The sequence below is a fragment of the Pseudomonas sp. NPDC087817 genome (assembly GCF_044742875.1).
Classification (GTDB): domain Bacteria; phylum Pseudomonadota; class Gammaproteobacteria; order Pseudomonadales; family Pseudomonadaceae; genus Aquipseudomonas.
The window spans coordinates 48,550-69,559 of sequence record NZ_JBIUVJ010000025.1; the positions used below are offsets into that span (position 1 = coordinate 48,550).

General features: G+C 58.9%; 19 protein-coding genes. 4 read left to right on the forward strand and 15 right to left on the reverse strand.

From position 1 onward, the window contains the following. Positions 1–192 precede the first annotated feature (192 nt). A complete protein-coding gene (locus ACIONG_RS17265; protein ID WP_315445207.1) occupies positions 193–1,353 on the forward strand; it encodes an AAA family ATPase in 1,161 nt (386 codons plus the stop codon). Positions 1,354–1,475: 122 nt separating this feature from the next. Here ACIONG_RS17265 and ACIONG_RS17270 read toward each other — a convergent pair whose 3' ends face one another. From ACIONG_RS17270 to ACIONG_RS17330, 13 genes are all read right to left on the reverse strand, one after another. After that, a complete protein-coding gene (locus ACIONG_RS17270) occupies positions 1,476–2,357 on the reverse strand; it encodes a transporter substrate-binding domain-containing protein (RefSeq protein ID WP_401301336.1) in 882 nt (293 codons plus the stop codon). After that, positions 2,354–3,136: an amino acid ABC transporter ATP-binding protein gene (locus ACIONG_RS17275; RefSeq protein ID WP_213027213.1), complete on the reverse strand. Its 783-nt coding sequence runs from the start codon at positions 3,134–3,136 to the stop codon at positions 2,354–2,356. The genes ACIONG_RS17270 and ACIONG_RS17275 overlap by 4 nt, the downstream gene beginning before the upstream one ends. Then, entirely contained in the window at positions 3,133–3,792 is a 660-nt protein-coding gene (locus tag ACIONG_RS17280) for an amino acid ABC transporter permease (RefSeq protein ID WP_401301339.1), read from the reverse strand. Before ACIONG_RS17280 ends, ACIONG_RS17275 begins: the two co-directional genes overlap by 4 nt. Then, positions 3,773–4,438 (reverse strand): amino acid ABC transporter permease, encoded by a 666-nt coding sequence (locus tag ACIONG_RS17285; RefSeq protein WP_213027212.1) that lies wholly within the window; start codon positions 4,436–4,438, stop codon positions 3,773–3,775. Before ACIONG_RS17285 ends, ACIONG_RS17280 begins: the two co-directional genes overlap by 20 nt. Before the next feature lie 685 nt (positions 4,439–5,123). Then, positions 5,124–5,921: a MetQ/NlpA family ABC transporter substrate-binding protein gene (locus tag ACIONG_RS17290; RefSeq protein WP_027611172.1), complete on the reverse strand. Its 798-nt coding sequence runs from the start codon at positions 5,919–5,921 to the stop codon at positions 5,124–5,126. 168 nt (positions 5,922–6,089) lie between these two features. Beyond that, complete coding sequence (locus ACIONG_RS17295; protein WP_103304101.1) at positions 6,090–7,022, reverse strand: sigma 54-interacting transcriptional regulator; 933 nt, start codon at positions 7,020–7,022, stop codon at positions 6,090–6,092. A gap of 55 nt (positions 7,023–7,077) precedes the next feature. Next, complete coding sequence (locus tag ACIONG_RS17300) at positions 7,078–7,659, reverse strand: alpha/beta hydrolase (protein WP_042557103.1); 582 nt, start codon at positions 7,657–7,659, stop codon at positions 7,078–7,080. A gap of 379 nt (positions 7,660–8,038) precedes the next feature. Then, positions 8,039–8,440, reverse strand: a complete 402-nt coding sequence (locus tag ACIONG_RS17305) for a biopolymer transporter ExbD (protein WP_003220570.1) — start codon at positions 8,438–8,440, stop codon at positions 8,039–8,041. Between the two features lies 1 nt (position 8,441). Beyond that, on the reverse strand, positions 8,442–9,167 hold the full coding sequence (locus ACIONG_RS17310) for a MotA/TolQ/ExbB proton channel family protein (RefSeq protein WP_042557102.1): 726 nt from the start codon (positions 9,165–9,167) through the stop codon (positions 8,442–8,444). Positions 9,168–9,212: 45 nt separating this feature from the next. Then, positions 9,213–10,004: an energy transducer TonB gene (locus ACIONG_RS17315; protein ID WP_401301346.1), complete on the reverse strand. Its 792-nt coding sequence runs from the start codon at positions 10,002–10,004 to the stop codon at positions 9,213–9,215. Between the two features lie 378 nt (positions 10,005–10,382). Continuing rightward, positions 10,383–10,709: a hypothetical protein gene (locus ACIONG_RS17320; RefSeq protein ID WP_042557100.1), complete on the reverse strand. Its 327-nt coding sequence runs from the start codon at positions 10,707–10,709 to the stop codon at positions 10,383–10,385. Positions 10,710–10,899: 190 nt separating this feature from the next. Further along, entirely contained in the window at positions 10,900–12,243 is a 1,344-nt protein-coding gene (locus ACIONG_RS17325) for an aryl-sulfate sulfotransferase (protein ID WP_401301349.1), read from the reverse strand. Between the two features lie 23 nt (positions 12,244–12,266). Next, positions 12,267–14,627 carry a TonB-dependent receptor gene (locus ACIONG_RS17330; RefSeq protein WP_401301352.1) on the reverse strand — a complete coding sequence of 787 codons (2,361 nt, stop codon included), beginning with the start codon at positions 14,625–14,627 and terminating at the stop codon, positions 12,267–12,269. Positions 14,628–14,792: 165 nt separating this feature from the next. Here ACIONG_RS17330 and ACIONG_RS17335 point away from each other — a divergent pair, with 165 nt between their 5' ends. Both ACIONG_RS17335 and ACIONG_RS17340 read left to right on the forward strand, forming a co-directional pair. Next, positions 14,793–15,737: a LysR family transcriptional regulator gene (locus ACIONG_RS17335; protein ID WP_401301355.1), complete on the forward strand. Its 945-nt coding sequence runs from the start codon at positions 14,793–14,795 to the stop codon at positions 15,735–15,737. Positions 15,738–15,936: 199 nt separating this feature from the next. Further along, positions 15,937–17,553, forward strand: coding sequence for an alkaline phosphatase family protein (locus ACIONG_RS17340; RefSeq protein WP_401301358.1), 1,617 nt, complete (start codon positions 15,937–15,939; stop codon positions 17,551–17,553). Between the two features lie 107 nt (positions 17,554–17,660). Here the strand turns inward: ACIONG_RS17340 and ACIONG_RS17345 are convergent, their stop codons facing one another. Next, positions 17,661–18,581 (reverse strand): TauD/TfdA family dioxygenase, encoded by a 921-nt coding sequence (locus ACIONG_RS17345; RefSeq protein ID WP_315445199.1) that lies wholly within the window; start codon positions 18,579–18,581, stop codon positions 17,661–17,663. Positions 18,582–18,762: 181 nt separating this feature from the next. On the opposite strand from ACIONG_RS17345, the gene ACIONG_RS17350 reads away from it, so the two are divergent. Continuing rightward, positions 18,763–19,683 carry a LysR family transcriptional regulator gene (locus ACIONG_RS17350; protein ID WP_401301361.1) on the forward strand — a complete coding sequence of 307 codons (921 nt, stop codon included), beginning with the start codon at positions 18,763–18,765 and terminating at the stop codon, positions 19,681–19,683. Positions 19,684–19,778: 95 nt separating this feature from the next. Here the strand turns inward: ACIONG_RS17350 and ACIONG_RS17355 are convergent, their stop codons facing one another. Then, positions 19,779–20,792, reverse strand: a complete 1,014-nt coding sequence (locus tag ACIONG_RS17355; RefSeq protein ID WP_401301364.1) for an ABC transporter substrate-binding protein — start codon at positions 20,790–20,792, stop codon at positions 19,779–19,781. Positions 20,793–21,010 lie beyond the last annotated feature (218 nt).

A 21,010-nucleotide genomic window follows, 5' to 3' on the forward strand; every position in this document is an offset into this window, starting at 1 on the left:
CGCCATGATTCCTGTGGCGAGAGAACTTGCTCCCGCTGGGGTGCGAAGCGCCCCCGACAGTCCACCGTCACGCTCTTTCTGTTAAAACGTGGCGGCCGCTTTACGACTGCTGCGTAGCCGGGCGCGAGCAAGCTCGCTCGCCACATAGGTACCAGCGCGGCAAACTAGCGGCTCCGGCATAAGGAAACGCCCATGCTCAAGACCCTCGCGGTGGCCAATTACCGCTCGATCAATAAATTGGTAATCCCGCTGGGTCGGCTGAATCTGATCACCGGCCCCAACGGCAGTGGCAAATCCAACCTCTACCGCGCCTTGCGTCTGTTGGCCGAGACCGCGCAGGGCGGCGTGGTCAATGCGCTGGCCCGTGAGGGCGGGCTGGACTCGACGTTCTGGGCCGGTCCGGAAACCATCAGCCGACGCATGCGCAACGGCGAAGTGGCGATCGAGCCAACCGTGCGTCAAGGCGTGAAGCGTCTGCGTCTGGGGTTTGCCGGGGAGGATTTCAGTTATTCGATCGCCCTGGGCTTGCCCGAGCCCAGCCACTCGTTTTTTTCCCTCGACCCGGAAATCAAAAAGGAATGCATCTGGGCCGGGCCGTTCTATCGCCCGGCCAGCCTGTTGGTGGATCGCGACGGGCCGATGATCCGCGCTCGCGAAGGCCGCAGCTGGGATGTGCTGGCGCAACACACGCCGAATTTCGACAGCCTGTTCGATCAGGTCGGCAGCCTGCGCAGCTCGCCGGAAGTGTTCCAGATGCGCGAGTTCATCCGCCGCTGGCGCTTCTACGATCACTTTCGCAGCGACGCCGATGCCCCGGTGCGTCAGCCACAACTGGGCACGCGCACGCCGGTTTTGCATCACGATGGGCGGGACCTGGCGGCGGCGTTGCAGACGATCCGCGAAATCGGCGACCCGGATGCTTTGCAGGCGGCGATCAGCGACGCGTTTCCCGGCGCACGACTGAACATCGCGCCGCTGGCCGGTGGACGCTTTGCCATCGAGTTTTATCAGGAAGGGCTGTTGCGGGCGTTGTCCGCCGCCGAGTTGTCGGACGGGACCTTGCGTTATCTGCTGCTGATTGCTGCGTTGCTGACGCCACGGCCGCCGTCACTTATGGTGCTGAACGAGCCGGAAACCAGTCTGCATCCGGACCTGTTGCCGGCGCTGGCGCGGTTGATCATTCGCGCCTCGGAGGAATGTCAGGTGTGGGTGGTGTCCCACGCACGGCGATTGATTTCGGCGTTGCAGGAAGACCCCGAGTGCAATTGCATCGTGCTTGAGAAAACGCTGGGGCAGACCGGGATTGTCGGGCAGCGGGTACTGGATGAGCCGGCGTGGCATTGGCCTGACTAATCACCACTGATCGTTCCCACGCTCTGCGTGGGAATACAGCCCGTGACGCTCTGCGCCACTGGACGCAGAGCGTCCCAGGAGGCATTCCCACGCGGAGCGTGGGAACGATCATCAACAGGAAATCACCCCTGCCACTTGCCACCCTCAACAATCACGCTCTCAGGCTTGGTGTCATCGCTCAGCTCTTTACGCACATATTGGTCGTACAGCTTGAGTAGATACTTCTCCTCACCGAGCTTGGCCAACTCGGTATTCACCCAGTCACGCAGTTCGACGTTGCCCTTCTTCACTGCCGGCGCAATCGGCGCTTCGGCCCCGAGCTTTTCATCCAGCACGCGGTAACCCGGGTTCTGTTTGGCCCAGCTGAACAGCACCAGATTGTCCTGCGCGTAGGCATCGCCGCGACCATTGGCCAGGGCTTGCAGCGACTCCGAGTTTTTCTCGAATTTCAGCAGTTTCCAGTCCGGGTGATTCTTGGTCAGCCAGATGTCGGCCGTGGTGCCGGTGGTGACGATGGTGGTGCGGGTTGCCAGATCATCGAGGTTTTTCACCGAGCTGTTCTGCGGCACCAGTGCCTGCACGGCGACCTTGAGGTTCGGGTTGGTGAACTCCACCGCCTCCTTGCGCTCCGGGGTCACGGTCATGTTGGCGAGGATCAGATCGACCTTGTCGCTTTGCAGGAACGGAATGCGGCTGGCAGGTTCCACCGCGACGAATTCGACCTTGTTCTCGTCGCCCAACAGATCCTTGGCGAATTGACGGCCGATGTCGGTATCGAAACCGACGTAGCGCCCCGCTTCATCGACGAAACCGAATGGCGGCTTGTCGGTGAAGACGCCGACGATGAGTTTGTCGCGGGCCTTGATCTTGTCCAGATAACCGGCCGGCGCAGTGCTTTCGTTGGCGACTTTCGGCTTGGCCGGCTCTTCGGTCTTGTTGCAGCCAGCCAGCAGGGCGAGGCCGAGCAGCGGCAGTACAAACAGGGATGACTTGGCAGTTTTCATAGCGGTTCCAGTTCCTTTGTCGGATTCGTTTTTGGCAGTGTTGCAACGAAGGAGAACTTCTCCAGAAACTGCTGCGCGCGTGCGGTTTGCGGGTTCGTAAAGAAAATCTCGGGCGGGGTCTGTTCAAGGATGCGTCCGGCATCCATGAACACGATGCGGTCGGCCACCGCGCGGGCGAAGGCCATTTCGTGGGTGACGATCAGCAGGGTCATGCCTTCGCGGGCCAGGCCCTGAATCACTTGCAATACTTCCTTGACCATCTCCGGGTCGAGGGCCGCCGTGACTTCGTCGAAAAGCATGACCCGTGGGTTCATGCACAACGAACGGACGATGGCGATGCGTTGCTGCTGGCCACCGGAGAGCTGCCTTGGATACGCATCGCGCTTGTCCGCCAGGCCCACGCGTTCGAGCAGGGCTTCGGCTTGCTGCTGCGCTTCGCGGCGTTGGCGCTTCTGCACTTTCAGCGGGCCTAGCAACAAATTGTCGAGCACGCTCATGTGCGGGAACAGGTGATAACTCTGAAAGACCATGCCGATCTGCTGACGCACTTCGCGCCAGTCGGTGGCCGTGTCGAGCAACTCGCGACCGGCAAACTTCAGGCTGCCGCTGTGAGCAACCTCTAGACCATTAAGGCAGCGCAGCAGTGTGCTTTTACCGCAGCCGCTGGGGCCGAGGATGACGATCACTTCGCCCGACTTCACCTGCAGGTCGATGCCGTTGAGCACCTGCTGCTCGCCGTAGAATTTGTTGAAACCGTGAAACTCGATCAATGCGCTCATGCTTGCGTCCAGCGCCGTTCCAGCACGCGCGAGGCGGCCGAGAGCGGGTAGCAGATAAAAAAGAAAAACAGGAACAGCGCGCCGTAAATCAGCACTGATTCATAGGTGCGCTCAATGATCTGCTGACCGACCTTGATCACATCGACCACGCCGATCAGCACCGCCAGTGAACTGGTCTTGATAATGCGCGTGTAGACGTTGATGGTCGGTGGCGTCATGCGCTTCAGCGCTTGCGGCAGCAGCACGTAGCCGAACAGTTGCGGTGCGTTCAGACCAATCGACAGTCCCGCTTCACGCTGCCCGCGTGGCAACGAATGCAACGCACCACGCGCCACCTCACCGATCTCGCTGGCGCCCCACAACGACAGCACCAGCACCGCGCACCAGAAACTCGGCAGGCTCAGACCAAAGAAAATCGGCAGGCCGAAGAACAGCAGGTACAACCAGACCAGCACCGGGATCGCCCGGAACAGCTCCAGATAGACCCGCAGGATCGCATTCAGCCACGTCACGTTGAGCGTGCGCAGCACACCGTAGAGCACACCGCCGACAGTGCTGATGGCGATGCTCAGAAACGAAATCGAAAGGGTTTGCCCGGCGCCTTTCGCCAGTTGCGGCAACGACACCCAAAGCAATTCAAGACCCGAACTGGCCATGCTGGAGCCTCCTTTCCAGACGGCTGAGCAACAGTGACAGCGGCAAGAACAGCAACACGCAGATCAGCGTCAGCACGGCGAGCATTTCGTAGGTTTTGTAATAGAGCGCGATGTAGCTTTTGGTGGTGTAGAGGATTTCCGGCACCGCCACCGCCGAGACCACGGTGGTTTCCTTGAGCAGGAAAATGAAATTGGCGAACAGTGACGGCAGGCTGAGAATCCCCGCTTGCGGCAGGATCACGTAGCGCAGCAACTGACCGTGCGACAGGCCGATGGAACGACCTGATTCCAGCTGTGCCTGCGGCACCGCATCGACGCCCGCACGCAGCACTTCGGTGAGGTAAGCGCCGCCGAGGAAAGTCATGGTGATGATCGCGGCGGTGAAGCCAGAGACCTGAATCCCCACTGCCGGCAAGGCGAAGTAGACGAAGAACAACTGGATCAGCAGCGGTGTGTTGCGCGCCAGCTCCACATACAGGCCGACAGCGCGCTGCAAGTAAGGCGTGCGAAACACCAGAATCGTCGCGTTGAGCAGCGCCACCAGCAACGACGTGCCGATGGCGATAAAACCAACCTGCAACGTCACGCCCACGGCTTTTAGAAACGCCGGCAGGGTGCTGAGGATAAAAGCGTAATCGAAAGTCATGAAACGTCCTGTACGCCGCTCGGTAAGCGACGGTGGTGCAGTCCATGGGCAGCGGGTAACTGTCCGGCAGGCAGTGACTTTATAGGTATAAAAAAAAGAATTTAAATACCGTTAAAGCATATTGATATCACCCAAAAAACTATCTTGTGGGTTTGCCGGGAAGGAATAAGAAGGCTATTTTCCTTTGCGCTGTAGGAAGGGTCTCTTTTTCATGAAAGCCCTCCAAGGACGAACAGCTTTTGGCCAGACTCCCTCGGCCAAACCATTACAAGGAAGACAACATGGACGTAAAAGTGCCGCAGCGACTGGATCCGCAGGACATTGTGAAATTGTTGGTGGCGTTGCGCCGGGCTTTGAAAACCCAAGCGGCCTGACACAATCAAGATCAAAAGATCGCAGCCTTCGGCGGCTCCTACATGGACCTGCTGAAGGCTGCGATCTTTGCTTCTGGCTGCTGACTTTGTGGCGAGGGGATTTATCCCCGATGGGCTGCGAAGCGGCCCCAGGTATCGGGCTATAGATGCACCGTGTTGACTGATTTCACGACTGCTATGCAGCCGATCGGGGATAAATCCCCTCGCCACAGGATCATTCGCAAGCTAAAAGTCGTGCACACAAAAACGCCGATGACCATCACTGGCCATCGGCGTTTTCACACCTTGAAGGGGGTGGTTCAAGCGTCAGATCAGAACGCCGGCAGTACCGCGCCGTTGTACTTCTTCTCGATGAACGCTTTGACTTCAGGGCTGGTCAGGGCAGCGGCGAGTTTCTTGATCGCGTCGCTGTTCTTGTTGTCCTCACGGGCCACCAGGAAGTTCACGTAAGGCGAATCTGCACCTTCGATCACCAGCGCATCCTTGGTCGGATTCAACTTGGCTTCCAGCGCGTAGTTGGTGTTGATCATGTCCAGATCAACTTCCTTCAGAACGCGTGGCAGCAGGGCCGATTCCAGTTCCTTGAACTTGAAGTTGTGCGGGTTCTTGGCGATGTCTTTCGGCGTTGCCAGAGCGTTTTTCGGATCTTTCAGTTCGATCAGGCCAGCCTTCTGCAGCAGGATCAGAGCGCGGCCGCTGTTGCTGCCTTCGTTCGGGATGGCGATGGTTGCGCCATCCGGCAGATCAGCCAGTTTTTTGTACTTGCTCGAGTAGCCGCCGAACGGTTCAACGTGCACGCCTTGCACGGTTACCAGGTACTTGGACTTGTCGTCCTTGTACTTACCGGCGTTGAAGCTGTCCAGGTAAGGCTTGGTCTGGAAGTAGTTGGCATCCAGACGCTTCTCGCCAACCTGTACGTTCGGCTGAACGTAGTCGGTGAAGACTTTGATTTCCAGATCCACGCCTTCTTTGGCCAGGGTCGGTTTGATCAACTCTAGAATTTCAGCGTGCGGGACCGGGGTCGCCGCAACGACCAGTTTCTCACCGGCCTGAGCCAGGGAAGCCGTCAGAGCAGCCGCCAGTGCAGTAAACAACAGAACCTTTTTCATGCAGTGTCCTTATCGAGAATCACGATCGCTGATGGCGACGGCTATTAATACGAGTGCCAGTGAAGTGCTATCTCTGGCGTGAAGCGGACAATACCCGGATTTTTTATTCCCGGACAATAACGTTTATTCACTTTGATATTCCATTTTGTTCATACATAACAAAATGGCTCAAAGCGTCTGGCTCAGGTTAATCAGCAGCTCTTTCAACGCCTTACGCTCATCGACGCTACCGCCGATGTTGGTTTGCCTGACCAGTCTTTCGATCTGAACCTGCGGCCCAGACGCATCGGGAAGGTTCAGATGTTCCGGCAGAATCTCGTCACCGGTACTCACCAGCAAAGCAAAGTGAATGACGTTTTCCAGCTCGCGGGTGTTGCCCGGCCAACTGTGTCGCTCCAGCGCGTGTTGCGCCGCTTCGCTGATGAGCGGCACCGGCAGATCCAGGCGCTGGCTGTAAATGCCGAGGAAATATTCGGCCAGCGAAAGAATGTCACCGATTCGCGCACGCAGGGCCGGCAGTTCCAATTGGCCTTCGCTGAGGTAGTGATAGAGCCGCTCGTGGAATTTCCCGGCGTCCACCGCTTGCGCCAGATCGATGCTGGTCGCCGCGACGAGCCGTACATCCACCGGGCTCGGCTGATGCGCACCAACGCGGGTGACTTCGTGGTTTTCCAGGGCGGCGAGCAATTTGATCTGGATCGGCAGCGGCAGGTCGCCGATTTCATCAAGGTATAACGTCCCGCCATTGGCCGAGCCGAACCAGCCCGCTCGGCTGCTGGCCGAGCCGGTGTAGCTGCCGGCGGCATAGCCAAACAGTTCGGCGTCGGCGTAGGTCGGGCTGATCGCACCGCAATTGACCGAAACGAACAGGCCACTGCGATCACTGGCGCGATGGATGTGGCGGGCGAGCAGTTCTTTACCGGTCCCCGTCTCGCCACGGATCAGTACCGAGACCGAGCGCGGCGCCAATTGCTCAAGTTCTTCACGCAACTGACGCGAGCGCGGGTCAACGAACACCAGCGCTTTGGCGCGAATGCTCAGGGGGCTTTTTTCCGCATCGGGAAAGGTCAGCAACGGCTGACCGAAAGTATCGAAACTCATGACAGACTCCCGCCCAGAACCGCCGGCAGACGGGGGCGTTTAAAGAAATAAAAAATCAGGCGCGACGGCGTGCGTGGTCTTCCATACGGTTTTGCAGGCGATAGAGATAAGCAAAACCCTGCTCCCAGCGCTGATGCCCGGACTTCACATTGATGTGTCCGGCGCCGGCCAGAATTCCGGCCTCGGCACCCCAGTTGCGCGCCAGTTCCAAAGCACGCGGCGCACTGACGGCGGCGTCGTTGTCGGAGCTGACCACCTGGCTCGGGAATGGCAGCAGATCGGTCGGAATCGGTGCGAAATTGCGCAGTGCCGGCGCGCACGTCGGACGCTCGACATCTGCCGGCGCGACCAGCAAGGCACCACGTACCTGACGCAGGTATTGCAGCGGTGCGGTGGCTGCCCAATGGGCAACGGTGACGCAGCCAAGGCTGTGTGCGATGAGGATGACCGGCGTGCTGTCGGCGGCAATCGCCTCGGCCAGCGCGGCGACCCAGTCTTCACGGCGAGGCGTCAGCCAGTCGGCCTGTTCCACCCGCGCGCTGTTCGGCAGGCTGTTCTGCCAGTGGCTTTGCCAATGATCTTCTGGCGATCCTTGCCAGCCCGGCACAATCAGGTAGCGAATTGATTCGTTGCGCATGGGGAAGCTCTCCTGCGTGTCTGTTCCTGAGCGAGTATAGGGACGGGATTTATATTCGTTAAGGAATAAGAAGCTATTTATTAAGACCTGAAATGAATATGAGATTTGTGCATGGCTTGAAATCTTTTCCCCCTCACCCCAGCCCTCTCCCCCATGGGGGCGAGGGGAAAGGGAGCCGATCTCCTGGCCTTTCAAATCCTGAGTTCGACTGGATTTGTCATGTCGATGTATAGCGGCCAAACAACGCGGTCAGTTCCCTCTCCCTCTGGGCGGTCCGACGTTTCGGGAGCGCTAGGGTGAGGGGCTTTTCTCCCCCGCGAGAAATAAAAAAAGGGCCGCACCCTGCCAAGGAGACGGCCCCGGAAAAACGTAAATTCGGTTAACGCGCAGTGATCACCGACAACTTGGTAATCCCCGCCCGCTCGATCGAGGCCATGGCCCGCGCCACTTCCCCGTAGTTCACCCCGTCATCCGCCTGCAATTGCACGCGCACTTCCGGGTCCTTGGCCTTGGCCGACTTGAGGTTGAATTCGAGCAAGTCCGGCTGAATCTCATCCTTGTTGATAAACAGCTTGCCGGCGCCATCGATACTCACCACCAGCGGGTCTTTCTGCTCGACCGGCGCTACCGCTTCGGTCTTCGGCAGGTTGATCGGTATCGCGTTGGTCAGCAGCGGCGCGGTGACGATAAACACCACCAGCAGCACCAGCATCACGTCCACCAGCGGCGTCACGTTGATCTCGCTGAGCACCTCATCACTGTCTTGCGTGGAGAAGGCCATATCAGGACGCCTCCTTCACTTTTGCCGCGTTGCCTTGCGCTGCAACCTTGTGCGCCGTCGGATGAATCAGCACGCGGAACGCACTCTTCTGCGCCAGGCTGTAGAAGTCGTGGGCGAAGTCATCCAGATCGGCGGCGGTCAGTTTCAAACGCCGCAGAAAGTAGTTGTAAACCAGCACTGCCGGTACCGCGACGGCGATACCCACGCCGGTCGCAACCAGTGCCGCACCGATCGGACCCGCCACCGTTTCCAGGCTCGCCGAGCCTGCCGCGCTGATGCCTTTCAACGCTTCCATGATTCCCCACACCGTGCCGAACAGACCAATGAACGGCGACGTACTACCGATACTCGCAACCACCGCCAGACCGGTCTCCAGCGAACGCCGTTCGCGGACAATCTGCTGACGCAAGGCACGTTCCAGTCGATCCTGATGGTTGATCGCCTGGCTCAAATCATTCGTCTGCGGCGCCTCACCAACCTGAATCGCCGCGTAACCGGCCTGTGCCACCCGCGCTGCTGCGCCGGGTTGGGTTTCGCTCAACTCGGCAGCGGAATCCAGACTCGACGCCGCCCAAAAGCGTTTATGAAAGCGCCGATCCTGTGCTTTCAGACGGCCGAACTGCACAGCCTTGAGCAGTGCCAGACCCCAGGTGGCGACGGAAAAAACCACCAGCAGCCAGATCACCGCGCTTTCGATGGATTCCAGTGGAGATGCCAGTAACGTCATGATGTGTTCCCTCGTGTAAACGTTTAGCGCGAATTTGGTTTCGGTTTAATGAATCTTGAAATCGATGGGCACGCTGACCCAGCCGTCCTGGGCGACATCACCCTGCTTGGCCGGGACAAAACTCCAACGTTTCACGGCGTTCAGCGCTGCGTCGTCGAGTTGTTGCCGGCCACTGCTTTTCTGAATCTGAATCTCGCCCGGTTTGCCGCTGGCCAGCACATGCACGCGCAACAACACCGTGCCTTCCCAGCCGCGACGCTGAGCCAGCGAGGGATATTCCGGCGCGGGGTTTTTCAGGTAGGCGGCGTTGGCTGACGCCGGTGTCACCGGTGCCGGCGCGGGTGGTGCAGGTGGAGCTGGGGCGGCGGCCGGTGCTGCCGGTTGCGGTGGTGCCGGTGGTTGTTCAACAGCTTTTGGCGCCGGTTTCGGCTTGGGTTTCGGAATAGGTTTGGGCGGTGGTGGCTTTACCGCCAGTTCGTCTTCTACCGGCGGCGGTGGCTCGACCACAGGCGCAGGCGGTGGTGGCTCGACAACCGGTGGCGCGGGTGGTGCCGGGCGCGAAAACTCGATGGTCATCGGTGGAATTTCCGGCGGCACAATCGGCAACACCGGCGTCGGCTTCTGGCTGATCCAGTAGATCACCGCGCCATGCACCACCAACGCCAGCACACCGAGCAGAATCGTCTCGCGGCGACTCAGAATGCCTTTGGGCGCGCGCTGCAAACGCAACTGCCCCAACGGCACGCGATGCGGTCGGCCGAGATCGACCAATTCGCCACTCGGCGTCTGACGCCACAGCAATTCCTGTGCGCTGGCGGCGGTCTGGACATTGCCCATTGATTCACTCCCTGCGGTCTTTTTTGCGTTCTCTACAAAAAGGCTGAGCTGCCGTTTGTTGAATCCCCCACGGCAGATCGCTGGGTGAATCATTGGGCTTGACGCTTATCTCCGAAAGTAATCTTTAACGTTATGCATAGGCTTTTATGGAATATGTAAATTGATCATTTCCAGCAAAGCCACGCGCCACAAGGGCTGCAGCGATGTGTGAAAAAATGCATGCTTTTCAGGCATTGAAAGTATTCACGCAACGCATCGATTTCGCCTGACCGGGTTTGGCAGGACAATTAATACACATTCGATAGTTGACGAATTTATCGTCAGCAATAAAAAAGCCGATGCACTTTCGTACACCGGCCTTTATATATTTCAACTGAGTTACTGCTTGACGAACTCCCCTGCCAGGGTTACGACTTCACCGTCAAAGTTAGTACGGGAACCGGCTGCGCGAACTCTCGCGTAATTATGATCGGGAGAAAACAACGACCACGCCTGAAACCCGCTATTACCATTCAGACCGACAAACGTAATGGTGGTGGGTTGTCCGGTGCTGTTCTGGAAATGGTAATGCCCGTAGCTGACGTCATAGTTGACGCCGCCCTGGCTGAAGGTACCGCTGAAGGTGCCGTTGGAATCGTTGCCATCGGTAATCGTCAGTTTGGCGCCAGCGTTCGCGTTTACATAAGTGCCATTAATGCTCGACATAATTCGACTTCCTTTATCGTTGGGATAAGTGTCTTCCGATGAGAGCAAGTTCCCTCCTGGAAACTCACGACAGTCAGAATGGTTGGACATTCAAATATTGTCCACGCCACTTACAAACGAAATTGCAATAAGTACTGTTCAAGTTGCTCATAACTTATCGCCAATCGGTCGAGCATTAATTCCATTTCAACTAACGACTGGCATTGGTCTGCTGCACGCCAACGGCCGGCGCAATGACGGCCGTCTCGGAGCGCGGCGTTCCGGCAGGCACCCAGTCATAACTCACAGGCAGCGCTCGATAGACCCAGTTGCTGATTGCGTCACTACCCGGGGCTTTGCCGAGGTAGGGACTGACGTATTCCCAGACGTTCTCACCCTTGGCTGTGACCTGGAAAAACCGCCCGTTCATACCTTCGTCGATCAGCGTATTGCCGTTGGGCAAGCGCCGTGCGCTGCTGATAAATGAGCTGTAAAACGCCCAGCCCGGCTGCTTCGAATTGGCCGCGCTGTACTGCCAGACAATCTCATTTTTCAGCGGGTCGATTTCCAACACCCGCGAGCCGGAAATCAGCCCGAGCGTCACGTTCGGATAACCCGCCGAGCCCTGGTTGTCGAACACCAGCAGATTGCCGGCGCCGGGCAATCCGGCCGGGATGATGTGGGCGTCATGCTGACCGACAAACTGATCCACCGGGCGCGGCAGAGTCTGCGCGGTTTTCGGGTTGATCAGCGGCAGGTTCGGCCCCAGACGCCAGACCACTTTGCCGCTGTTCTTGTCGATGATCGCGATGAAATTGGCGTTGCGTGAATCGATCAGCAGGTTGTCCGGATTGAAGCGTTTGTCACCGCCATCGAACCACTTGTTCGGCCCGACCAGACTGAGGTTGTTGATGTGCAGGTAATCGGGATTGTCACTGGCGCGCACCAGTTTCAATTGCTCGGCCGTGAAGCCGAATTCGTTGAGGTGCTCGGAGGCCAGCCACTGCCATTTCACCGCGCCATCGGCACTGACTTCATAGATCGCATCGTCAATCACCTCGGGCACTTTGAAGCCTTTGACCTTGTGTACCTTGTTGGCCAGCACCACGGTGTTGCCGTTGCTCAAGCGGCGCTGATCATGATGCTGTTGCGCCGCACCACCGGGTGCGTTGTCGCCCCACTGCCAGACGACTTTGCCATTCCAGTCCAGTTCGCCGACGCTCTGGTTGCCCAGGCCGTTGCCGGCCGAACCGAGCTTGCCCGGATCCTTGTCGCTCAGTTGCAGCAACACGTGTCCACGCTCACCGCCAACCAATTGCGGGTCGATGATCGCCGAGGGGAAACCCGCCTGTGGCCAGGTTTTCACCTCGTTGCCGTTCATGTCGATCAGGTGCGTCTGCTTGTCGGCGCCGCTGAAGATCACGTACTGATTGAACGCCTTGTCCGGGTCATAACGGGTAACGCCCGTGGGGTAGACGCTGGGTGCGGCGAAGGCGCCGCTACTCAACACCGCGCCGGACAACAACAGCGGTAAAGCGCTTTTGATGGGCAACATGATGCAGCTCCTTGAAGGGTCAATCAGAAGTCGTAACGGCCAGTGACGCCGAGGGTTCGCGGTGTGCCGAGCAGGCCTTCATAGCCGCCGTTGCCGCCGGTCCACAGGGTCGTGTAGTAGGTTTTGTCGAAGGCGTTTTTCAGCCACAGCGAGATGTCCCACTGCCCTTGGTTGAAGTCACCGCGCAGGCCGGTGGAAAAGTTGACCACCGCATAGCTCGGGATCTGGCCGTAGTCGGAATCCTCGACCGTGCCGACGGCTTTCGAGCGGAACGCATAACTGGCGGTGACGTAGGGTTCGAAGCCGTTATCCAGATTCCATTTGTATTCGCCGTTGGCGTTGCCGATCCATTTCGAGGCACCGACCACTTGATGGCCGCTGAGATCGCAAGAGGCCGGAGCGCCTGGCGCCTGGCTGACTTCCGGCGGGCATGGCGCATCTTTATAGGAGAGGTAGCTGACGTCGTTGTAGGAGCCGTTGATGTTCAGGGTCAGGCCGCGCAGCGGGATCACCGTGCTCTCGAATTCGACCCCGCGCGAGCGCACGGAACCGGCGTTGGTCAGGTATTGCACGCGGTTTTCGGCGTCGTAGGCGTTGGTCTGGTAGGCGTTGACCTGGGTCCAGAACACGTTGGCATTGAGTTGCAGACGGTGATCCCACAGCGTGCTTTTGAAACCCAGCTCGGCGTTGTTGGCGCGCTCGGTGCCGATCAACAAAGAGTCGGCGCCGGCCACCGGAGCCGAGCCGACCGCAAGGTTGACCCCGCCGGATTTCTCGCCGTGGGACAGCGTTGCGTAGCCGAGCACATCATCGGTGATCCGGTAGCTGAGGTTGAGCAGCCCGGAGGGACTGGAGCTGTATTGATTCAAGTCGCCGGAATCGTAAGCGCCGGCACGACCACGCCGCGCCGTCGCGGCAGCACCGGCGACAGTCGCACCGCCAACCGGAGCATTACGCGTGACCCAGGCGCTTTTTTCTTCATAGGTGCCGCGCACTCCGGCGGTGAAGTCCAGGCGCTCGGTGAGGTGCCAGGTGCCTTGGGCGAACAGTGCAAAGCTGTCGGTCTTGATGTGGCCGTTGCCGACGCTGGTCACGTTGGCCAGCGCACCGGCCGGCGTGCCGTTCCAGATATCAGCCTGCGGGCCGTAATAGGCGAAGGATTTGTTGTCCAGGTTGTTGCCGAAGTAGTACGCACCTACGACGTAATCGAAGAACTCGCCCTTCGGTGAGGCCAGGCGAAATTCCTGCGAATACTGTTTGTCTTCCACCGACACCCCGGCGTTATAGCTCGCCGGCACGTTGAGGCCGTCGTCGTTGCGCGGGGTGAAATTCCAGAAGCGGTAGGAGCTGATCGAGGTCAGGGTGAAGTCACTTGGCAGCGTCCAGTTCGCTTCGACCGAGGTGCCGCCCTGATGCACGGTGACGTGCTGATCGTTGTCCAGATTGACCTTGCGGTGCGAGCCGTTGACCAGCGTCGCGCCGGCGGCATTGGCTCGCGACTGGTAAAGATTGACGCCATTGATGGTCGGCCCGGTGCTGTACAGCACGCGGGTGCCGGCGCTGGAATCCTCTTCGTTGTAATCGCCGATCCAGCGCAGGTTGAAATCTTCGTTGGGCTTGAACAGCAACTGTGCACGGAAGCCGTCGCGCGAGCCGCCATTCAGATCATGGCCGTCGTATTCATTCTTGATGTCGCCATCGCTGCGGGTGCGATAGGCGGAAAAACGCCCGGCGAGTTGATCGTTGAGCGGCCCGGAAATCGTGCCCTTGGTCTGGAAGTATCCATCCTCGCCGACCGAGGTTTCAATGCTGCGTTCAGGTGTAAACGTCGGCGCACGGGTGCTGATGTTGATCACCCCGGCGGTGGTGTTTTTACCGAACAGTGTGCCCTGCGGGCCACGCAAAACTTCGAGCTGTTCGATGTCCATCAGATCGAAAACCGCCATCCCCGGGCGCCCCAGGTAGACGTTGTCGATGTACAGGCCGACGCTGCCTTCCAGACCATCGCTGGCCGGGTTGTTGCCCAGGCCGCGAATCGACACGCTGGACTGGCGGGCGTGCATGTAGGCGACGTTGACGCTCGGCACCAGTTGCTGCAAATCCTGAATCCGGTAGACCCGTTGCGTCTCCAGATTCTGGCCGCTGACCACGCTCATTGGCGTTGGCACATCCTGCGAACTTTCTTCGCGACGGCGGGTGGTGACCGTCACCGTTTCCAGCTGCGAATTGTTGGCCGCCGGCTTGCCGGCAGGGGCTGGCGCCGGGGTTTCGGTTTCAGCGGCGTAGCTGTGAGTCCAACTGGCGCTCCCTGCCAGCAACAGGGCCAGAGGCAGGCGTTTGAGCCGTCGTGGGGTTAAGGGTGACGCGAGGTTCAACGGACTCATGGCGCGGCTCCTGGTCAAAAAACACACAGACATCGTCAGTGCTGCATATTCTTTTAAGTTATTTATTTATGGATTTACAAATATTTACTGCATAAGAGATTGCCTTTATAAGGAGTCGACGTAATGCATATCCAATGCATTTCCCGGATATTTTTTATGTGAAAAATGCATATCGACTTGCGCCAACTTCGTCACTTCATCGCCTTGGCTGACCAACGCAGCTTCGTCGCCGGCGCGCAGGCGGTGAACCTGTCGCAGTCGGCGTTCAGTCGCAGTATTCAGGCACTGGAACACAGCGTTGGCTGCCAGCTGGTTGATCGCGGGCGCAAGGAATTGCCGCCGACCAAGCAAGGCCAGGTGCTGCTCGAACATGCGCGGCGGCTTGTCAGCGGTGCGCAGCAAATGGCCAACGAGATCAGCCAGTTCAATGGCCTGGAGGCGGGAGAATTGCGCTTCGGTTGCGGCCCCGCGCCGGCAGCGGGGTTGATTCCGCGTGCCATCGGCAGCTTCATTGGCCGATATCCAAAAGCGCGGGTGCAGTTCCAGGTGGATGACTGGCAGAGTCTGAGCAAGCGCCTGCTCAGCGAAGAGTTCGAATTCTTTGTCGCCGACACCCGACACTTTGAAGCCGATCCGGATTACCTGACGTACCGGTTACGCCCGCGCAAATGGCATTTCTGCTGCCGTGCGGGGCATCCACTGGCAGGTTTTGAGCGGGTTACCGCCGAACAACTGATGAGCTATCCGCTGGCGGTGAGCATTCGTCCGCCGAACCTGCGCAAAGTCATCGTCGACCTCAGCGGTCGCCCGGATTTCACGCCGAATGTGGAGTGTGAAAACAGCTCCAGCCTGTTGAGTGTGGTACTGCGTTCGGATGCGATCGGGATTGTTGGCGCGTACTCCGATGCGTTGCATCAGGCCAAGGGTGATCTGCTGTGTTTGAAGATCGAAGGGTTGGTGGACGATCTGGAGGAGTTGTACACCCGCTACGGGATTGTCAGTCGCGCGGGGTATCGGTTGTCGCCGTTGGCTGAGGCGATGATTGAGCAGATCAAAGAGATTGATGCGGTGGATGAGGAGGTGTGTTCACTTGAGAACCTGGCTGTCTGAGCTACCGCTATCGCTGGCAAGCCAGCTCCCACAGGATGTGCGTGTGCTCAACCGGGACTTGTGGGAGCTGGCTTGCCAGCGATGGCGTCGCCACTCACACCGATGCATCCACTGCATAGAACCCATTCCCCAAATGCACTTGCCGAACACCCCCACCGAAAGCGAAAACCCTCGCCTGTCTCTCTGACCGGTGAACCCCATGTCCCAGCCTGAACAACCCGTGCGCAACGTGCTGTACATCATGTGCGATCAGTTGCGCCGCGATTACCTGTCCTGCTACGGCCACCCCCATTTGCACACGCCGAACATTGATCGCCTGGCAGCGGCCGGCGTGCGCTTCAGCCGCGCCTACACTCAAGGGACGATATGCGGACCGTCACGGATGTCGGCCTACACCGGACGCTACGTCAGCAGCCATCAAGTGGCATGGAACGCGGTGCCGTTGCCGCTGGAAGAACTGACCATCGGTGATTACCTGCGCCCTCACGGCATTCGTACCGCGCTGGTCGGCAAGACCCACGCCACGGCGAATGTCGATGCCTTGCAGCGTCTGGCCATCAACCCGGACAGCGAGCAGGCCGAAGTGCTCAACGAGGTCGGCTTCGAACCCTACTTCCGTCACGACGGCATCTTCCCCGACGACCCGCTGTTCGACGACAAACGCGAATCAGCGCCTTACACCCATTACCTGCGCGAACACGGTTTCGTCGGCCGCAACCCCTGGCACGACTGGGCCAACGCTGCCGAAGGCGAGCACGGTGAAATCCTCAGTGGCTGGCAAATGCGTCATGCGCATTTGCCAGCACGAATTCCCGAGCAACACTCAGAGACTGTCTACACTACAAATCGAGCCATCGACTTCATCACCGAGCAAGGTGAGAAATCCTGGTGTTTACACCTTTCGTATATCAAACCGCACTGGCCCTACATCGTACCGGCACCATACCACGCCTTGTACAGTACGAAATCGATTCTCGAACCGGTCCGCGCGACGCCCTCCGAAGCCAGCAAACACCCCGTATACACTGCCTTTCGCCAGCATGAGGAAAGCCTCAACTTCTCCCGCGATTCAGTACGATTGAATGTAATCCCGACCTACATGGGCCTGATCAAGCAAGTGGATGATCAGTTGGGGCGACTTTTCGATTTTCTGCAGAGCAATGGCCGCTGGTATGACACGTTGATCGTGTTCACCAGCGATCACGGCGACTTCCTCGGCGATCACTGGCTGGGCGAGAAGGAGTTTTTGCTGGAGCAGGCGGTGGGCGTGCCACTGATCGTGCGCGACCCGCGGGCGGCGGCGGATGTCACTCGGGGAACGGTGGATGATCGGCTAGCGGAAACCATCGATGCGCTGCCGACGTTTCTTCAGGCACTCGGATTGCCGGGGGCAGAACATCGGCTTGAAGGGCGTTCGTTGATCCCGCTTCTGCACGGTAAAAATCCAGACTGGCGCCGCTATGCAATCAGCGAATACGACTACGCCTTCCAGGCTCCGGCACGGGAGCGACTCGGACAACCGATCGACCGTTGCCGCATGACCATGGTGCGCAGCGAACGCTGGAAATACCTGGCGTATGACGGCTTCCGGCCGCAGCTGTTTGATCTGTTGAATGATCCGCAGGAGTTGCGTGATCTGGGTGATGACCCGGCGTATGCGGCGGTGCGCGAGGAGCATGCGGGGCATTTGTTCGAGTGGGTACGCGGGTTGAAACGGCGGACCACGATCAGTCATCAGGAGATTGATTTGCGCGGGCAGCGGTTTCGCTATGGCGAGCCTGAGACCGAGAAAGTCGTGCAGATCGGTGTGTGGTAGTTAAAAGCATCGCTGGCAAGCCTGCTCCCACAGGATTTGTGTTTTACACATCCATTGTGTTCAACACTTTCCACTGTGGGAGCTGGCTTGCCAGCGATGGGGCCAGATCAGACGCCGCCGATATCAGGGCCTTTGATGGTCTGGCTACGCTGCCCCGAAACCCCTACCGGCACCTCACCTTTCAACGTCACCCGGCGCACGATCCGATCCTGCGTGCCGTAGTCATCAATCGCGTAATGCTGCGTCGAACGGTTATCCCAGATCGCCACATCACCGGCCTTCCAGCGCCAGCGCACGGTGTTTTCCTGACGAATCACATGGCTCTGCAGCAACCCGAACAGGTGCGCCGAATCCGCTTGCGAGTAACCCTTGATGCGCTTGACGAAATGCCCCAGCAACAAGCTCTTCTCGCCACTGATCGGGTGTACGCGGACCACCGGGTGCTCGGTCTCGTAAACGGTCGAGGTGAAGATCTTGCGGTAGCGCTCAAGCTTCTCGGCCGAGACGTCAGGCTTGGCGCCGGCGTAGTCGTATTCGTTGCTGTGCACGGCGACCAGTTTGTCTGCCAGTTCACGCAGCTCGGTCGGCAGTTCGTTGTACGCGGTAGCGGTGTTGGCCCACAGGGTGTCGCCACCGAAGGCCGGCGCCACCACCGAGCGCAGGATCGAGGCTTTCGGGTAAGCGTCGACGAAGGTCACGTCGGTGTGCCACGAGTTGGCGCGCTGGCCTTCGGCACCGTCCAGTTCCAGCAGATAACGGGTGCCGTCACGCACAGGAACGGTCGGGTGCGCCACTGGCTCGCCAAGCAAATGGGCGAAGGCTTCCTGACGCTGATCGTCGAGCTGGGTTTGCTCACGGAAGAACACGACTTTGTACTGAATCAGTGCCTGTTGAATGGCTTCGACCGTGGCGGCGTCCAGCTCACCGGACAGGTGCACGCCACGGATCTCGGCGCCGATTCGGCCGGCCACCGGATGAATTTCCAGCGCGTGGACAGCGGGTTTTACAGCGAGTGCGGCATTGCTCATGGGTAGACCCTCATCGACTGCTTACGGTTGGACGGCAGCGAAACATCGCTCTATCTATATTCTATTTACATCTAATAGATAATCACATGCTTCGTTGACGGAATAAGAGCTTGCATTTAAAACCTCTACCAACCCTCGTCGCAAATGCCTTCGAGCTATTTTTAGGATGCCGGAAAAGCATATGGATCTTCGCCAGTTGCGCTATTTCATCGCCCTCAACGAACACCGCAGTTTTGTCCGTGCGGCGGACGCGATGGGCATCACCCAACCGGCGTTCAGCCGCAGCATTCAAGGGCTGGAGCAAGAGTTCGGTTGCGTGCTGGTGGATCGCGGCAACAAGGATCTGCGCCCCACGCCCGAAGGCCAGGTGGTGCTGCAACACGCGCTCAGCCTGGTGCAGGGCGCGGCGCTGCTCAGCGCGGAAGTGACACAGATGACCAAGCTCGATGCCGGCGAGGTGCACTTCGGTTGTGGTCCGGCGCCGGCGGTGAAACTGGTACCCGACGCGGTGGCGCAATTCATCAATGCGCACCCGAAAGTACGCACCTGTTTTCAGGTGGATAACTGGGAAAAACTCAGCCGTGCGCTGAGTCGCGAAGAGATCGAATTTTTCATTGCCGACATCCGTCATTTCGAATCGGACCCGAACTTCCAGACCCAACCGCTGACGCCCAAGCGCGGGGTGTTTTTCTGCCGGCCGGGGCACCCGTTGCTGGCCAAGGAAAGCCTGTCGACCAACGACATGTTCGATTACCCGCTGGCGACCACATTGATCCCGCCGGGTATCCGCAAACTGCTGGCGAACCTCAGTGGCCGGATCGATTTCTCACCGACTATCGAGACCGAGCATTTTCCGGCACTGGTGAAGGTAGTGCTGCAATCGAATGCCATTGGCATCGGCACGGAAGAGGCGTTTTACGAGGACATTGCCCAGGGTTCGCTGGCGTTGTTGCACTGGCGCAATCTGCCGCAGAACCTCGAGAGCATGAATGCACGCTGCGGGATTGTCAGTCGCACCGGGTTTCGCTTGTCGCCGGCAGCAAGAGCGATGATCGACACGCTGGTGGCGGTGGATAAGCAGGAAATCAGCGTTGCCGTTTAGAGCGCTATCGCGAGCAGGCTCACTCCTACAAGGGAACGGATTCCAAATGTAGGAGTGAGCCTGCTCGCGATGGCGTCGGACCAAGCGCTACAGATTCAGAGCTTGGCCGCTGCCAGCTCAGGCGCCACCCAATCATTCACCTTGAACGGTTTGCGAATCAGCTTCTGCTGCGCCGCCAGATCCACCTTGTCCTGCAAACTGCTAAGGAACACCGGATCCAGCGTCGATGGGAATATCTCGCTCAACTTCTGATCTTTCAGATCCTCGGTGAGGATCACCGGTGGATAACTCGCCAGTCCCGAGACCAACTGCACGTACGCGGCCTTGTTGCTGTCCTGGGTCAGCCATTCCACGGCCTGCTCTTGTGCCTTGAGCAGTTTGCTCACGGCCTCCGGATGCGCATCGACAAACTTGCCACTGCCCACCAAAACCGACTGCACGCTGCCAGCACCGCCCAGATCCTTGGTGTTCAGCGGCAATTCAGCCAGGCCCTTGGTCTGCAAAGCGGCCAGGCCGGAGCTACCCCACGACGCATCGATCTGCCTGGCCGCCAGTGCGGCAGTCGCGCCGGTGAAGTCGAGGTTGATCACCTTCAGATCCTTCTCGCTCAAGCCCTGACTGGCCAACGCCGCATCGAACGACAGCTGCGTCGCGGTGCCGCGAAAGATCGCCACGCGCTTGCCTTTGAGGTCCTGCAAAGTCTTGATCCCCGAGCCCGGCACGACGCCCAGGTACTGCTTCACCCCGCGGGCACTGGCGCTGAGCAGCCGCGTATCAAGGCCGTTGGACTTGCCGATGATCGCCGCCAGATCACCCAGATACGCCAGATCGACCTGACCATTGGCGAACGCTTCGTTGATCACCGGCCCGGCCCCTTTGAAGAAACTCCACTGAACCTTGATGCCCTGTTCGGCGAAGGCCTTTTCGAGGATCTGCTGATCGCGCAATACGTCGACCACGCCACCGCCGCTGTGCTGGGTGCCGGCGCTCAGGTCGGGCACGGCGATGCGGATTTCCTTGAGTTCGTCGGCATGGACGGTGAAGGCCAACAGGCCCGCCAGAGCCGGGGCGGCGAACAGACTGAAAACGCGTTTGAAGGGAAGGTTCATGGGTGCTGCTCCTGATCACGACGGGCGTTGAGGAGCCGAAAGTAGGCCGAAGGAGCACCTGCGCTTAAATACTATAAATTCACATTTTTATATCTTTTAGAGATAAGCAAGCAGTTATAGGGCTGTAAGCGTCCGGCGAAGTCATCTTCTGATGGTAATGGTGTATACCCGCTTTAGTCTCTCAAACATGCCGTCATTACAATCATCGATACTGGTTT

What these genes read in the sequence shown, in the direction of transcription:
- ACIONG_RS17310 (WP_042557102.1), bottom strand. Translation starts at nt 9,167, where the DNA reads ATGACGTTACTGGCATCTCCACTGGAATCCATCGAAAGCGCGGTGATC.
- ACIONG_RS17345 (WP_315445199.1), bottom strand. Translation starts at nt 18,581, where the DNA reads ATGAGCAATGCCGCACTCGCTGTAAAACCCGCTGTCCACGCGCTGGAA.
- ACIONG_RS17315 (WP_401301346.1), bottom strand. Translation starts at nt 10,004, where the DNA reads ATGGGCAATGTCCAGACCGCCGCCAGCGCACAGGAATTGCTGTGGCGT.
- ACIONG_RS17270 (WP_401301336.1), bottom strand. Translation starts at nt 2,357, where the DNA reads ATGAAAACTGCCAAGTCATCCCTGTTTGTACTGCCGCTGCTCGGCCTC.
- ACIONG_RS17340 (WP_401301358.1), top strand. Translation starts at nt 15,937, where the DNA reads ATGTCCCAGCCTGAACAACCCGTGCGCAACGTGCTGTACATCATGTGC.
- ACIONG_RS17355 (WP_401301364.1), bottom strand. Translation starts at nt 20,792, where the DNA reads ATGAACCTTCCCTTCAAACGCGTTTTCAGTCTGTTCGCCGCCCCGGCT.
- ACIONG_RS17350 (WP_401301361.1), top strand. Translation starts at nt 18,763, where the DNA reads ATGGATCTTCGCCAGTTGCGCTATTTCATCGCCCTCAACGAACACCGC.
- ACIONG_RS17305 (WP_003220570.1), bottom strand. Translation starts at nt 8,440, where the DNA reads ATGGCCTTCTCCACGCAAGACAGTGATGAGGTGCTCAGCGAGATCAAC.
- ACIONG_RS17290 (WP_027611172.1), bottom strand. Translation starts at nt 5,921, where the DNA reads ATGAAAAAGGTTCTGTTGTTTACTGCACTGGCGGCTGCTCTGACGGCT.
- ACIONG_RS17280 (WP_401301339.1), bottom strand. Translation starts at nt 3,792, where the DNA reads ATGGCCAGTTCGGGTCTTGAATTGCTTTGGGTGTCGTTGCCGCAACTG.
- ACIONG_RS17265 (WP_315445207.1), top strand. Translation starts at nt 193, where the DNA reads ATGCTCAAGACCCTCGCGGTGGCCAATTACCGCTCGATCAATAAATTG.
- ACIONG_RS17275 (WP_213027213.1), bottom strand. Translation starts at nt 3,136, where the DNA reads ATGAGCGCATTGATCGAGTTTCACGGTTTCAACAAATTCTACGGCGAG.
- ACIONG_RS17285 (WP_213027212.1), bottom strand. Translation starts at nt 4,438, where the DNA reads ATGACTTTCGATTACGCTTTTATCCTCAGCACCCTGCCGGCGTTTCTA.
- ACIONG_RS17300 (WP_042557103.1), bottom strand. Translation starts at nt 7,659, where the DNA reads ATGCGCAACGAATCAATTCGCTACCTGATTGTGCCGGGCTGGCAAGGA.
- ACIONG_RS17330 (WP_401301352.1), bottom strand. Translation starts at nt 14,627, where the DNA reads ATGAGTCCGTTGAACCTCGCGTCACCCTTAACCCCACGACGGCTCAAA.
- ACIONG_RS17335 (WP_401301355.1), top strand. Translation starts at nt 14,793, where the DNA reads ATGCATATCGACTTGCGCCAACTTCGTCACTTCATCGCCTTGGCTGAC.
- ACIONG_RS17320 (WP_042557100.1), bottom strand. Translation starts at nt 10,709, where the DNA reads ATGTCGAGCATTAATGGCACTTATGTAAACGCGAACGCTGGCGCCAAA.
- ACIONG_RS17325 (WP_401301349.1), bottom strand. Translation starts at nt 12,243, where the DNA reads ATGTTGCCCATCAAAAGCGCTTTACCGCTGTTGTTGTCCGGCGCGGTG.
- ACIONG_RS17295 (WP_103304101.1), bottom strand. Translation starts at nt 7,022, where the DNA reads ATGAGTTTCGATACTTTCGGTCAGCCGTTGCTGACCTTTCCCGATGCG.